Genomic DNA, 13,193 nt, shown 5'->3' on the forward strand with positions numbered 1-13,193 from the left:
TCCAGAATCTTGTCCGCATCCGTGAAGACCCTGACCCCGCAACTCATATTCGAGCGATCCCGTACCACGGCGCGCGATCAGGCGGTATTCGTAGGAAAGCTCTTCATCGTCCTCGCCCTCGGCACCGCCGGCATCACCCTGGTGCTCACCGAAAATCCGGTGGGTGTCGTCGCGGGAATTCTCGTGCTGGGCGCCCTGTACACGCACATGGTGGAACTGCAGCACCAGTGCCTGCACCACTCGGCGTTCGTGAAGGGCCCTCCGCACCGGACGGTCGGCGTCCTCCTCGGTCTGCCGATGCTCGTCTCGTACAGCCACTACCGGATCCGTCACCTCCAGCACCACCGCTACCTCGGCACCGACCAGGACACCGAGTTCTTCGGCTTCGACACCCGCCAGCCCCTCACCGCGGGCGTCATGCTCCGCGGCATGTTCGACTACCAGCGGCTCGCGGCGGTCGCCGGCGACAGCTGGCGCAGCTGGCGCGGCACCTGGGAGGCCGACAACGACACGATCTCGGCCCGGATGCGCCGCGACAGCATGGGCGAGTACCGCCTGATGGGCGTCGTCGTCCTCGCCGCCGCCGCGCTGACCCTGCTCGGCCACGGCGCGCTCGTCCTCCAGCTGTGGCTGCTCCCGATGCTGCTGGTCTCGACCCCGCTGCACTTCCTCGTCGAGCTGCCCGAGCACATCCGCTGCGACAACGACACCGACGACGTGCTGCGCAACACCCGCTCCATCAGCGGCAGCTGGTTCAGCACCTGGTACACCAACGGCAACAACCTGCACATCGAGCACCACGCCGCCATGACCGTGCCGATCAACCGGCTGCACGAACGGCACGACGAGGTCCTGCGGTTCGCCAAGCACACCGAGCGCAGCTACTGGACCTTCTACGGCGGTGTCCTCCGCGAGGTCGTCACCCACACCCGGCGCCGCGGCTCGACCAGGACCGCCGGAACGGACCCGCGATGACCGGGGGGCTGCTCCACGACCTCGTGCGGGGGCCCGAGGAGACCGGGCCCGCCGCGCCCGCCCTGGTCAGCGCGGACGGCGAGATCAGCTACGGCGCCCTGTGGCAGCGCGTCGCGGTGACGGCGGAGCTGCTGACCGAGCGGGGCGTGCGGCCGGGAGACGCCGTCGGCCTGTTCTTCTTCCGCTCCGCCGACTATGTGACGTCCCTGCTCGCGACGCTGGCCGTCGGCGCGGTCGCGGTACCCCTCGACCCGGAGTACCCGGCCGAGCGCGTCGGCCACATGCTCGCCGCGACGGACCCCCGGCTCGTCCTGCGCGGCAGCGGCGGCCGTCACCCCGACGAGACGCTGCGGCCCGAGCGCTGGGCCGCGGTCGGCGACCTGCCCGGAGCGGGCACCGAACTCCGCTCCCGCCCCGCTCTCGGCCCGGAACGCACCACGACCGCCGCGCAGGAGCAGCCCGCACTCGTCCTCTTCACCTCCGGCTCGACCGGCACCCCCAAGGGCGTCCGCCTGCACCACGGCGGACTCGTCAACCGGCTGGAGTGGGGGCTGAGGCAGTACCGCTTCGACGCCGACGACCGGGTCCTGCACAAGGCGTCGATCGCCTTCGACGCCTCCCTGCACGAGATCTTCTCGCCGCTGATGGCCGGCGGCACCCTGGTCATCGCCCCGCCGGGGACGCAGTACGACAGCCTGGGCCTGGTCCGGCTGATGCAGGACCAGGAGGTGACCTGCGCCCACTTCGTCCCCTCGATGCTCCGCTACGTCCTCGACGAGCCCGAACTCCAGGACTGCCTCGACCTGCGGCTGCTGTTCTGCGGCGGCGAGGCCCTGGACATGGAGCTCGTACGACGACTCCGGCGGGCACTGCCGGAGTGCGCCGTGTTCAACCAGTACGGGCCCACGGAGACCTCCGTCAACGTCTCGTACTGGGACACCCGGGAAGCGTACGCAGGCGGGACCGCGCCCATCGGCCGGGCCGTCGACGGCGCCGAACTCCACGTCCGGACGGCGGACATGGCCCCGGTCGCGGACGGCGAGATCGGCGAACTCTGGGTCGGCGGCCTGCCACTGGCGCTCGGCTACCTCGACGAGGCGCAGACCTCGGAGCGCTTCCGCCCCGACCCGCACGGACCGCCCGGCACCCGCCTCTACCGGACCGGCGACCTCGTCCGGCTGGCTCCGGCCGGACACCTCGAATACCACGGCCGGGCCGACGACCAGGTCAAGATCCGCGGCATCCGCGTCGAACCCGGTGAGGTCGCCTCGACCCTGCGCGCGCACCCCGCCGTACGGGACGCCGTGGTCACCGCCGTGTCCGGCGGTCCGACCGGGCCGCGCCTCGTCGCGCACGTCGTGCCCTCCGACCCGCGGACCGGGCCGGAGACCGCCGCGGCCGTGCGCGCCCACGCCGCCACGGCGCTGCCGCCCGCCATGCGTCCCGAACAGGTCGTCGTCCTGGACCGGCTGCCGCGCCTGCCCAACGGCAAGGTGAACCGGCACGACCTCCCGGCGCCGCCGGACCCGCACACCGGCCCCACACCCGCCGCGCCGGCCGGCGCGACGACCGAGGACCGGCTCCGGGACATCTGGCGCGAGGCCCTCGGCGTCGACACCGTCCGCGACGAGGACGACTTCCTCGCCCTCGGCGGCCACTCCCTCGTCGCGCTGCGCGTCAGCACACGGGTACGGGAGACGGCGGGGATCGAGGTGGCACCGAGCAGTTGTCTGCGCGTGCCCACCTTCGGCGACTGGCTCGCCGAGGTGTCCCGGCCGGTGGGGGTCTGACGGCATGCACACCACCACGACCGCACGCCGGCCGCTGTCGGACATGCAGCTCTCCATGCTCGCCCACGAGGCACTCGAAGAGCTGCCCATCTACACGATGCCGCTCTGCTTCGCCCTCACCGGCCCCGTCGACACCACCGCCCTCGCGCGGGCCCTCCACCACGTCGTCCGGCGCCACCCGGCGCTCGGCTCGCTGTACGACGGCGGCGAGGCCGAGCCCCTGGGCGGCGCGACCGCCCCGCCCGAGCTGCTCCTGACCACCACCGAGGCCGCGCCGGGAACCGTCCCGCCCGAGGCCGCCACCGTATGGGAGACGCCCTTCGCCCTCCACGAGCAGACCCCCGTACGGGCCGCCCTGGTCTCCGCGGCGCCCGACCGGCACCACCTGGCGCTCGCCGTGCACCACGTCGCGGGCGACAGCGTCGCGCTCTCCCTGCTGCTGCGGGACCTCGGGGCCGCCTACGCCGCCCTCCTGCGCGGCGAACGACCCGACGACACCCCCGCACCGGACTTCTTCGACCACGCCCGCCGCGAACGGAACCGTTCCTGGGACACCTCCTGGTGGCAGGAGCGCCTGCGCGGAGTGCGGCCGCGGCCCTACCCCCGACGACAGCCGCCCCCCGAGGCGGAGAGGTGCACCCGCGTCTCCGTCGACCTCGCCCTCGACGCCACGGACACCCGGGGCGTCAAGGAACTGGCCCGGCGCCTGCGCGTCACCCCCTCGGCCGTGCTCCTCGCCGCCGTCGGCCGGACCGTCGCCGACACGGCCCCGGGCGCGGAGCGGGAGAGCGTCATCGGGCTGCCCACGGCCCTGCGCGACACCCCCGAACTCCGCTCGACCGTCGGACCGCTGCTCAACACCCTCCCCGTCCGCACCCGTTGGGACGCCGACGCGGCACCCGGCGACGTCGTGCGCGCGCACGCCGCCGCCCTCGACGCCTCCCTCGCCCACAAGGAGGTCCCCTACTCGCACATCGTGAAGGCGTCCGGAGCGCCGCGGTCCCTCGACGCGGCCCCGCTCTTCCTCCACGTGGTCAACATCGACAGCGAGCCCCTGCGGCTGCGCCTGCCCGGCGCCCGCTGCGGCCACGTGCCCGTCCCGCGCCGCTGGGTCGTCTTCCCCGCCCACTGGGAATTCGGCTGCCCGCCCGTCGGCAACCTGCGGGGCGAGCTGCGGGTCTCCGCCGACGCCTTCACCGCGAGCCAGGCGGCCGGCCTGGCCACCGCCTTCCGGTCGAGCCTGACCGAGCTGCTTCAGGCTCCGTGAAAGGAACCCAGTGAACCCGACCCAGTACGCCACCGTCCTGCGCGAGCTCTTCGCGGAGACCCTCGGGCGCCCCGACGTGGGGGACGACGACAGCTTCTTCGAACTCGGCGGCGACTCGCTCGCCGCCATGCGCCTCGTCACCCGGGCCCGCACGGTCCCGGGGCTCGCCCTCACCGTCCGGACCCTCTTCCGCAACCCGACCGTCGCGGGTCTGACCCGGGCCCTGGCAGGCGACGCCCCGGCGGACCGGGCCGCGAGCCGCCCCACCGCACTCGGCGCGGGAGCCGTCACGGCCCGCCCCGAACGGCCGCCGCTGTCCTACGCGCAGGAGGGCCTCTGGTACCTCGCCCTGCTCCAGGGCCCGGCCCCCACGTACAACGTCCCCGTCTCCGTGCGCCTGACCGGCGCCGTCGACACCGCGGCGCTGCGCGCGGCGCTGGGCGACGTCGTCGCCCGCCACGAGGCGCTGCGCACGGTGTTCCCCGAGGTCAAGGGGGTGCCGTACCAGAAGGTCCTTCCGGTGGACGAGGCGAAGCCTGAGCTCCGTACGGTGTCGTGCGGCGCCGAGGAGCTCCCGGCGGCGCTCGCCGAGGCCGCCCAGGACGTCTTCGACATCATGACGGAGCCGCCGGTGCGCGCCACCCTCTTCACCGACGACGCGCGACCCACCGAGCACACGCTGCTGATCCTCCTGCACCACATCGTCGGGGACGGCTGGTCGGTCGGGCCGCTCACGCGCGACCTGGCCGACGCCTACACGGCCCGCCTGGCCGGATCCGCCCCCGAAGCGAGCCCGCTGCCCGTCCAGTACGCCGACTTCGGCCTCTGGCAGCGCGAGACGCTCGGCGACGAGCGGGATCCCGCCGGCCTCCTCGCCTCCCACGGCGCGTACTGGCGGCGTGCCCTCGCCGGGCTCCCCGACGTGCTCGACCTGCCGCTGGACCGGCCACGGCCGGCCGTCGCGAGCCACCGCGGCGCGGCCGTCGACATCACCCTCGACCCCGCGTTCTGCGAGGACCTGAAGAAGCTGGCCCAGGAGACGGGGACCACCGTCTTCATGATCCTCCAGGCGGCGCTGGCGGCCACGCTCACGGCGGCGGGAGCGGGGGAGGACATCCCCGTCGGCGCCCCCGTCAGCGGTCGCACGGAACCGGCGGTGGAGGAGCTGGTCGGATACTTCGTGAACATGCTCGTGCTGCGCACGGACACATCCGGCAACCCGAGCTTCCGCGCGCTCCTGGAGCGGGTGCGCGCCTCCTCACTGGAGGCGTACGCCCATCAGGACATCCCCTTCGACCGCCTCGTGGGCGCCCTCAACCCGCGCCGCACCCCGGCCCACCACCCGCTCTTCCAGGTCGCCCTGGCCTACGGCGGAGGCGCCCAGCGCCATGTCGACATGCCGGGCCTGCGCGGCACGACCGGCCAGGTGTCCATGCCGGTGGCCAAGTTCGACCTGGGCCTGCACCTGGACGAGGTCACCGCCCCGGACGGCACCCCGCAGGGCATCCGGGGCGAGCTGAAGTACGCGACGGACCTCTTCGACCCCGGGACGGCCGAGGCCCTGGCCGCCCGCTGGACCGCCCTGCTCCACCGGGCGGTCCGCACCCCCGACGCCCCGATCCTCTCCCTGGAGGCCACCGCCGGAGCCGCCGCGCCGACGCCGTGACGGCTCAGCACTCGATGATGTTCACCGCGAGACCGCCGCGGGCGGTCTCCTTGTACTTGACCGACATGTCCGCGCCGGTCTCCTTCATGGTCTTGATGACCTTGTCGAGGGAGACCAGGTGGTTGCCGTCGCCCCGCATGGCCATCCGCGCCGCCGTGACCGCCTTGACGGCGGCCATGCCGTTGCGCTCGATGCACGGGATCTGGACCAGGCCGCCGACCGGGTCGCAGGTGAGGCCGAGGTTGTGCTCCATGCCGATCTCGGCCGCGTTCTCGACCTGCTCGGGGGTGCCGCCCAGGACCTCCGCGAGGGCGCCTGCCGCCATCGAGCAGGCCGAGCCGACCTCGCCCTGGCAGCCGACCTCGGCGCCGGAGATGGAGGCGTTCTCCTTGAAGAGCATGCCGACCGCGCCGGCCGCCAGCATGAAGCGGACCACGCCGTCCTCGTCCGCGCCGGGCACGAAGTTCGTGTAGTAGTGCAGGACCGCCGGGATGATGCCCGCCGCGCCGTTCGTCGGAGCGGTGACCACCCGGCCGCCCGCCGCGTTCTCCTCGTTCACGGCCATCGCGTAGAGCGTGATCCACTCCATCGCCAGCGCGGCCGGGTCGCCCTCGGAGCGCAGCTTGCGGGCCGTGTTCGCGGCGCGGCGGCGGACCTTCAGACCGCCCGGCAGGATGCCCTCACGGGACATGCCGCGCGAGACGCACGCCTGCATGACCCGCCAGATCTCCAGCAGACCCGCGCGGATCTCGTCCTCGGTGCGCCACGCCTTCTCGTTCTCCAGCATCAGCGCGGAGATCGACAGGCCGGTCTCCTTCGCCAGGCGCAGCAGCTCGTCGCCCGTGCGGAAGGGGTACTTCAGGACGGTGTCGTCCGGGACGATCGGGTTCTCGCCCTGGACCGCGTCCTCGTCCACGACGAAGCCGCCGCCCACCGAGTAGTACGTCTTCTCCAGGACCAGGGCGCCCTCCGCGTCGTACGCGAAGATCGTCATGCCGTTGGCGTGGTACGGCAGCGCCTTGCGGCGGTGCAGGATCAGGTCCTCGTCGAAGTCGAAGGGGATCTCGTGCGCGCCGAGCAGGTTGATCCGGCCGCTCGACTTGATCCGCTCGACCTCGTCGTCCGCCGTCTCGACGTCGACGGTGCGCGGGGAGCTGCCCTCCAGGCCCAGCAGGACCGCCTTCGGCGTGCCGTGGCCGTGACCGGTGGCGCCCAGCGAGCCGTACAGCTCCGCGCGTATCGAGGCGGTGTGGGCCAGCAGCCCCTCGTTCTTCAGGCGGCGGGCGAACATCCTGGCCGCCCGCATGGGGCCCACCGTGTGGGAGCTCGACGGGCCGATGCCGATCGAGAACAGGTCGAAGACCGAGATGGCCACGGGGAACTCCTTGTGGGGGGCTAGACGCCGTTGTCTGCCGGGGTGGTGCAGAACAGCAGGAAAAAGGGGGTGGGGCACCGCGCGCACTGTCCAGTGTGCGCGGTGCCCCGGAGCTTTCGTACGAACGAACCTTGAACTGAAGCGTACGAAATTACTTCAGGCCGGGGTAGAGCGGGTGCTTCTCCGCGAGTGCGGACACCCGGGCCTTCAGCGCGTCGGCGTCGAAGCCGGGCTTCAGGGTCTCCGCGATGACGTCGGCCACCTCACGGAAGTCCTCGTCGCCGAAACCGCGGGTCGCGAGCGCCGGCGTACCGATGCGCAGGCCCGAGGTGACCATCGGCGGACGCGGGTCGTTCGGGATCGCGTTCCGGTTGACCGTGATGCCGACCTCGTGGAGGCGGTCCTCGGCCTGCTGGCCGTCCAGCTCGGAGTTGCGCAGGTCGACCAGGACCAGGTGCACGTCCGTGCCGCCGGACAGGACCGAGACACCGTGGGCGGTGACGTCGTCCTGGACCAGACGCTCGGCGAGGATCCGGGCACCGTCCAGCGTGCGCTGCTGGCGCTCCTTGAACTCCTCCGAGGCCGCGACCTTGAAGGAGACGGCCTTGGCCGCGATCACGTGCTCCAGCGGGCCGCCCTGGAAACCGGGGAAGACCGAGGAGTTCAGCTTCTTCGCGAACTCCTTCTTCGCGAGGATGATGCCGCCGCGCGGGCCGCCGAGCGTCTTGTGCGTGGTGGAGGTCACCACGTCCGCGTACTCGACCGGGTTCGGGTGCAGACCGGCCGCGACCAGACCGGCGAAGTGCGCCATGTCGACCCACAGGTACGCCTCGACCTCGTCGGCGATCCGACGGAACTCGGCGAAGTCCAGCTGACGCGGGTAGGCGGACCAGCCCGCGATGATCACCTTCGGGCGGTGCTCCTTGGCCAGGCGCTCCACCTCGGCCATGTCGACCAGGCCGGCGTCGTCCACGTGGTACGCGACCACGTTGAACTGCTTGCCCGAGAAGTTCAGGCGCATGCCGTGGGTCAGGTGACCGCCGTGGGCCAGGTCCAGGCCGAGGATCGTGTCGCCGGGCTGGGCGATCGCGAACAGCGCGGCCTGGTTCGCGGAGGCACCGGAGTGCGGCTGCACGTTGGCGTACTCGGCGCCGAACAGGTCCTTGATCCGGTCGATCGCGATCTGCTCGGCGACGTCGACGTGCTCGCAGCCGCCGTAGTAGCGGCGGCCGGGGTAGCCCTCGGCGTACTTGTTGGTGAGAACGGAGCCCTGGGCCTCCATGACCGCGACCGGAGCGAAGTTCTCCGAGGCGATCATCTCGAGGGTGGACTGCTGGCGGTGGAGCTCGGCGTCGACGGCGGCGGCGACGTCCGGGTCCAGCTCGTGAAGAGGGGTGTTCAGCACAGACATGAATCGATCCCTAAGGGGTCTCAGTTCCCGGCGGAGAACTCGGCGTACGCGTCGGCGGTGAGCAGGTCGTCCGGCTCACCCGTGACGCGCACCTTGAACAGCCAGCCACCCTCGAACGGAGCGGTGTTCACCAGCGACGGGTCGTCCACCACGTCCTGGTTGGCCGCCACGACCTCACCGGTGACCGGCGAGTACAGGTCGCTGACGGACTTGGTCGACTCCAGCTCACCGCAGGTCTCGCCCGCGGTCACCGTGTCACCGACCTCAGGGAGCTGGGCGTAGACGACGTCACCGAGCGCGTTGGCCGCGAACTCCGTGATGCCGACCGTCGCGACGCCGTCCTCGGCGGCCGACAGCCACTCGTGCTCCTTGGTGTAGCGCAGCTGCTGGGGGTTGCTCATGACCTGATTCTCCTGGATCGAGGGAGTGCTGATGAACGTGGGTCTTGCGGGGTGAGACACGGAGCGAGACGGATGCGTCACTTCTGGCGCTTGTAGAACGGCAGCGCCACGACCTCGTACGGCTCGTGGGTGCCGCGGATGTCCACACCTACACCCTGCGTGCCGGGCTCGGCGTGCGCCGCGTCCACGTACGCGATGGCGATCGGCTTTCCGAGCGTGGGGGACGGGGCACCGGAGGTGACCTCGCCGACGACCTCGCCGTTCGCGACGACGGAGAATCCGGCGCGCGGGACGCGGCGGCCCTCGGCGATCAGGCCGACGAGCTTGCGCGGCGGGGCGGTCTCGGCGCGCTCGGCGGCCTTCTCCAGCGCCTCGCGGCCGACGAAGCGGCCCTCGTTGGTCGTCTTCTCGAACTTCACGACCCGGCCCAGGCCCGCGTCGAAGGGGGTGAGGGAGGTGGTCAGCTCGTGCCCGTACAGCGGCATCCCCGCCTCCAGGCGGAGGGTGTCACGGCAGGACAGACCGCAGGGGATCAGCCCGACCGGGGCGCCCGCCTCGGTCAGCGCCTTCCAGACGCCCTCGGCGTGCTCGGGCTTCAGGAACAGCTCGAAGCCGTCCTCGCCGGTGTAGCCGGTGCGGGCGATCAGCGCGGGGACCCCGGCGACCGTGCCGGGCAGGCCGGCGTAGTACTTCAGACCGTCCAGGTCGGCGTCGGTGATCGACTTCAGGATGCCGGGGGACTCGGGGCCCTGCACGGCGATCAGGGCGTACGCGTCACGGTCGTCCCGCACCTCGGCGTCGAAGCCGGCCGCGCGCTCGGTCAGCGCGTCGAGGACGATCTGGGCGTTGGAGGCGTTGGCGACGACCATGTACTCCTGCTCCTGGAGCCGGTACACGATCAGGTCGTCGAGGATGCCGCCGTCCTCCTGGCAGATCATCGTGTAGCGCGCCCGGCCCAGGCCCACCGTGGAGATGTTGCCGACCAGGGCGAAGTCGAGCAGCTCCACGGCCTGCGGGCCGGTGACGGTGATCTCGCCCATGTGGGAGAGGTCGAAGAGGCCCGCCTTGGTGCGGACGGCGTTGTGCTCGTCACGCTCGCTGGCGTAGCGCAGCGGCATGTCCCAGCCGGCGAAGTCGGTCATGGTCGCGCCCAGGGAGCGATGCAGCGCATCGAGGGCGGTCAGACGGGGGGCGGCAGTGCTCATGGGTGTGGCTCCCGGGTCCCAGGGCAGAAAAATCATGACGGACGAGGACGATCCTCCCCATCTGTCATGGAACCTGAGAGGTTCACCGAGGGCATCCTCGGCTTGCACCTTGGGTGGGGCGCGACTGCGCCCGCTTTTCAGATCTGCCTCATCCACGCGGTACGGGGCCTGAGAGATTCAAGGGAGGGTCTTGCTCCTTCGGCGCCCGGGGCCCACCGTGGTGGTTCCGGGACTCTCCCGCGCGGATTCGAGCGGCCGGTATGAGGTTGTGTGCGCTTGGCGCGCACATCATTGCACGAGGGGTCTGATCGGCAAATCGCTTGTGCCTCATTACCGCTTCTTTACACTTTATGGGGAAGGGTTCCCGGGAACCCGACTGGGGGAGAAGCGATGACGTTCCAGCACACCGGCGCCTACGCCACAGGGACGGGGATACCGTCCCCACGCGCCAGGGCCAGGACCCGCAGGCGCGGCTTCGCCGTGCCCCTGCTGCGGGATCTGCGCGAGCGCGGTGGCCGGGGTCCCCGCGTGCTCTCCTTCGCCGCCGGTGACCTCGTCGTGGTCTCCGGCCTGCCCGGCAGCGGCAAGTCGACGCTCATGCGACGCGCGGCCGGGGGTCTGGGCATCGATTCGCAGGACGCCCGTGAGCGCTGGGAAGCACGACTGCCCCGCTTCCTGCCGTACGCCGTCTACCGCCCGCTGGCCCGTATCGCCCACTACGCCGGGCTGCGCCGGGCGCTGCGCTCCGGGCGGAGCGTGGTCGTCCACGACTGCGGCACCCAGTCCTGGGTGCGGAACTGGCTCGCCCGCGAGGCCCGCCGACGGGGCGGCGCCCTGCACCTGGTCCTGCTCGACGTCACCCCGGCCGCCGCCCGGGAGGGCCAGCGCGAGCGCGGCCGAGGCGTGTCGGGGTACGCCTTCGCCCGGCACCGCCGGGCCGTGGGCCGCCTGCTGAGCTCGGTGGAGTCCGGCCGCCTGCCCCGGGGCTGCTCCTCGGCGACCCTCCTCGACAGGGACGCGGCGGGCGCCCTGCGCCGGATCGCCTTCCGCGCCACGGACTGACCCCGCGGCGCCGACACCGGTCCGGAGCGCCTCCCGCGCCACGGACGGACGCCCGGTCGGCGGCACCGGCCCCACGGCGCGGACGGACGCCCGGTCGGCGGCACCGGCCCCGGCGCGGACGGCGCCCGGTCGGCGGCACCGGCCCCACGGCGCGGACCGCTCCGGCCGGCCGACGCCTGCCCGCACCGGTCCGTGCCGCTCCGGGATATCCGGACCGGGGTGCTCCGTACACTTTTGGCCACGGCGGCGTCAGTGCGGCGTTAGGGTTCTGCCCCGAGGGCGCCGCGACCATGGCGCGCGAGAAGGGGAACCGAGAACCGTGGACGTCACATGGCCGGGCAACGAGCTCGAAGAGGTGCTGGCCGCCTCGCTCGGCAACCCCGCAGCCGGAGGCCGGCTCGTCGAGGTGCTCGGACGGAGCCCCGTCTGGGTGCCCCTCCCCAACGGCGGCACCCCCGAGAGCCGGGACCTGGACCTGCCCACGCTGGAGATCGACGGACTGCCGTACGTCCCCGTCTTCAGCTCCGAGCAGCAGTTCCTGGCCTGTGTCGGTGCTCACATGTCGTTCACCGTCGCCCCCGCCCGTGACTTCGCCCGTGGTCTGCCCCCGCAGCTCGGCATCGCCGTGAACCCCGGCGGTACCGTCGGCGCCCCGCTGCCCCCGCCCGCCGTCGCCGAACTCTGCCGGGTCGGCCGCACGCCGCTGGACGGGCCCGCCAGCGGCGGCCGGGTCCGGCTCTTCGAGCCCGACTGGCAGGACGACCCCGTCGACTTCCTCGCCGCGGCCTCCGCCGAGTTCGAGGCCACCGGAGTCGTCGTGACCGCGCGCCGCGCCCTCGCCAGCGTCGAGGGCACCGAGCCGGCGCTCTTCATCGGCGTCCAGCTCGCGGCCTGGGACGGCGTCGACCGCAACGCCCCGCTCGACGCGCTCGGCCGCGCGCTCGGCCGGGTCGAGGTGGCCTGGCCGGTCAATCTCATCCTGCTGGACGTTGCGCAGGACCCGGTCGGCGACTGGATGCTGGAGCGAGTACGCCCCTTCTATCAGCGGGCGTCCGCGTAATTAAGCTGGTTCGGTGGACGGAAGAGGGGCGGGACCCAGGGTGAGCGCGTCGAGCACCGCTGCGGCCGGACAGGTCGAGCACATGCTGCGCCAGGTGGCACCCGGACGCTACGACGCGTACGAGAAGCTGTTGCACGCCCTCGCCGAAGGCGATGTCTGGATGCTGCTCTGGCAGGGCGCCCCCGGCTCGCCGGACGCCCAGTACGGGAACATGGAGATCGACGGCTTCGGGTACGCCCCGTGCGTCACCTCCGCGCAGGAACTCGCCGCCTCCGGCTGGAACCGCGCCCACGAGGTGATCACCGGACGCGACATCGCCCGCTCCCTCTACCCCGACCGCTGGGGCATCTGGCTCAACCCGCACGACCCGGGCGGCGGCGTCGGCATCCCCTGGGCCGATCTCCGACGGATCGCCACCGGTCTCGACCGGATGCCCGCCGGACCGCTGCGGCTCTCCGAACCCACCCTGGAAATGCCGCAGTTCTACGCCCTGCTGACCCAGAACGCCCACCGCACCCCGGCCGTACGGGCCCTGCGCCGCGCCTGGGTGCAGCCCGCCCTCGGCTCCCCGTACCTCGCCATCGGTCTCGACCTCTACGACACCTCCGCCGCCTCCGTCGAGGCGGTGCGGGCGATGATGCGCCAGTCGATCGCGGCGGTCCCCGACGGGCTGCCCGTCTCGACGGTCGCCATGTCCGACGAGTACGACCCGGTGACGATGTGGCTGCGTGCCAACGCGCGTCCGTTCTACGACCGCGACGCCCACGTTCCCGTCTATCGCTGACCCCTGACGGCGCGTCCGCATCGCGAGACGACCGTCCGAAAACGGCCGCACCGAGATCCTCGGTGCGGCCTTCGTCGTCCTCGGCGAATCCACCCAAAAAGCTGCCAGGAACGCCCAGTTGGTCGTGATGTCCGTTCCGCGTCGAACGGGTGGTGTTGCTCCGCTCAGGAGATCGTCCGGTCCGGATAACGGAAGGC

11 protein-coding genes and 1 riboswitch are annotated in these 13,193 nt (G+C 72.2%); of the genes, 7 read left to right on the forward strand and 4 right to left on the reverse strand.

Annotated elements, in window-relative coordinates; translation table 11 throughout:
* Window positions 1–9: 9 nt before the first annotated feature.
* Genes AB0D99_RS14970 through AB0D99_RS14985 form a run of 4 tightly spaced genes read left to right on the forward strand, consistent with a single transcriptional unit; the run spans window position 10 to window position 5,698 of the window.
* Window positions 10–975: a fatty acid desaturase gene (locus AB0D99_RS14970; RefSeq protein ID WP_362360694.1), complete on the forward strand. Its 966-nt coding sequence runs from the start codon at window positions 10–12 to the stop codon at window positions 973–975.
* Window positions 972–2,765 carry a non-ribosomal peptide synthetase gene (locus AB0D99_RS14975; RefSeq protein WP_362360698.1) on the forward strand — a complete coding sequence of 598 codons (1,794 nt, stop codon included), beginning with the start codon at window positions 972–974 and terminating at the stop codon, window positions 2,763–2,765. Before AB0D99_RS14970 ends, AB0D99_RS14975 begins: the two co-directional genes overlap by 4 nt.
* A 4-nt stretch (window positions 2,766–2,769) precedes the next feature.
* A complete protein-coding gene (locus AB0D99_RS14980) occupies window positions 2,770–4,032 on the forward strand; it encodes a condensation domain-containing protein (RefSeq protein ID WP_362360701.1) in 1,263 nt (420 codons plus the stop codon).
* Window positions 4,033–4,042: 10 nt separating this feature from the next.
* Window positions 4,043–5,698, forward strand: a complete 1,656-nt coding sequence (locus AB0D99_RS14985; RefSeq protein ID WP_362360704.1) for a condensation domain-containing protein — start codon at window positions 4,043–4,045, stop codon at window positions 5,696–5,698.
* Between the two features lie 4 nt (window positions 5,699–5,702).
* Here the strand turns inward: AB0D99_RS14985 and AB0D99_RS14990 are convergent, their stop codons facing one another.
* The 4 genes from AB0D99_RS14990 to gcvT all read right to left on the reverse strand — a co-directional run bounded on the left by AB0D99_RS14990 (window position 5,703) and on the right by gcvT (window position 10,090).
* Entirely contained in the window at window positions 5,703–7,073 is a 1,371-nt protein-coding gene (locus AB0D99_RS14990; protein ID WP_362360707.1) for an L-serine ammonia-lyase, read from the reverse strand.
* A 151-nt stretch (window positions 7,074–7,224) separates the two neighbouring features.
* Entirely contained in the window at window positions 7,225–8,484 is a 1,260-nt protein-coding gene (gene glyA, locus AB0D99_RS14995) for a serine hydroxymethyltransferase (protein ID WP_362360710.1), read from the reverse strand.
* A 20-nt stretch (window positions 8,485–8,504) separates the two neighbouring features.
* A complete protein-coding gene (gene gcvH / locus AB0D99_RS15000) occupies window positions 8,505–8,885 on the reverse strand; it encodes a glycine cleavage system protein GcvH (RefSeq protein WP_260227860.1) in 381 nt (126 codons plus the stop codon).
* 77 nt (window positions 8,886–8,962) lie between these two features.
* Window positions 8,963–10,090: a glycine cleavage system aminomethyltransferase GcvT gene (gene gcvT / locus AB0D99_RS15005; protein ID WP_362360715.1), complete on the reverse strand. Its 1,128-nt coding sequence runs from the start codon at window positions 10,088–10,090 to the stop codon at window positions 8,963–8,965.
* A 147-nt stretch (window positions 10,091–10,237) separates the two neighbouring features.
* Window positions 10,238–10,340, reverse strand: a riboswitch (glycine riboswitch).
* 140 nt (window positions 10,341–10,480) lie between these two features.
* Here gcvT and AB0D99_RS15010 point away from each other — a divergent pair.
* The 3 genes from AB0D99_RS15010 to AB0D99_RS15020 all read left to right on the forward strand — a co-directional run bounded on the left by AB0D99_RS15010 (window position 10,481) and on the right by AB0D99_RS15020 (window position 12,996).
* Entirely contained in the window at window positions 10,481–11,152 is a 672-nt protein-coding gene (locus tag AB0D99_RS15010; RefSeq protein ID WP_362360718.1) for an AAA family ATPase, read from the forward strand.
* Window positions 11,153–11,471: 319 nt separating this feature from the next.
* A complete protein-coding gene (locus AB0D99_RS15015) occupies window positions 11,472–12,212 on the forward strand; it encodes an enhanced serine sensitivity protein SseB (RefSeq protein WP_362360721.1) in 741 nt (246 codons plus the stop codon).
* Between the two features lie 40 nt (window positions 12,213–12,252).
* Window positions 12,253–12,996 carry an enhanced serine sensitivity protein SseB C-terminal domain-containing protein gene (locus tag AB0D99_RS15020; protein WP_362360724.1) on the forward strand — a complete coding sequence of 248 codons (744 nt, stop codon included), beginning with the start codon at window positions 12,253–12,255 and terminating at the stop codon, window positions 12,994–12,996.
* The last annotated feature ends 197 nt before the right edge of the window (window positions 12,997–13,193 follow it).

This window comes from Streptomyces sp. NPDC047971 (genome assembly GCF_040653355.1).
Lineage (GTDB): Bacteria > Actinomycetota > Actinomycetes > Streptomycetales > Streptomycetaceae > Streptomyces.

What these genes read in the sequence shown, in the direction of transcription:
- gcvT (WP_362360715.1), bottom strand. Translation starts at nt 10,090, where the DNA reads ATGAGCACTGCCGCCCCCCGTCTGACCGCCCTCGATGCGCTGCATCGC.
- AB0D99_RS14975 (WP_362360698.1), top strand. Translation starts at nt 972, where the DNA reads ATGACCGGGGGGCTGCTCCACGACCTCGTGCGGGGGCCCGAGGAGACC.
- AB0D99_RS14980 (WP_362360701.1), top strand. Translation starts at nt 2,770, where the DNA reads ATGCACACCACCACGACCGCACGCCGGCCGCTGTCGGACATGCAGCTC.
- glyA (WP_362360710.1), bottom strand. Translation starts at nt 8,484, where the DNA reads ATGTCTGTGCTGAACACCCCTCTTCACGAGCTGGACCCGGACGTCGCC.
- gcvH (WP_260227860.1), bottom strand. Translation starts at nt 8,885, where the DNA reads ATGAGCAACCCCCAGCAGCTGCGCTACACCAAGGAGCACGAGTGGCTG.
- AB0D99_RS15010 (WP_362360718.1), top strand. Translation starts at nt 10,481, where the DNA reads ATGACGTTCCAGCACACCGGCGCCTACGCCACAGGGACGGGGATACCG.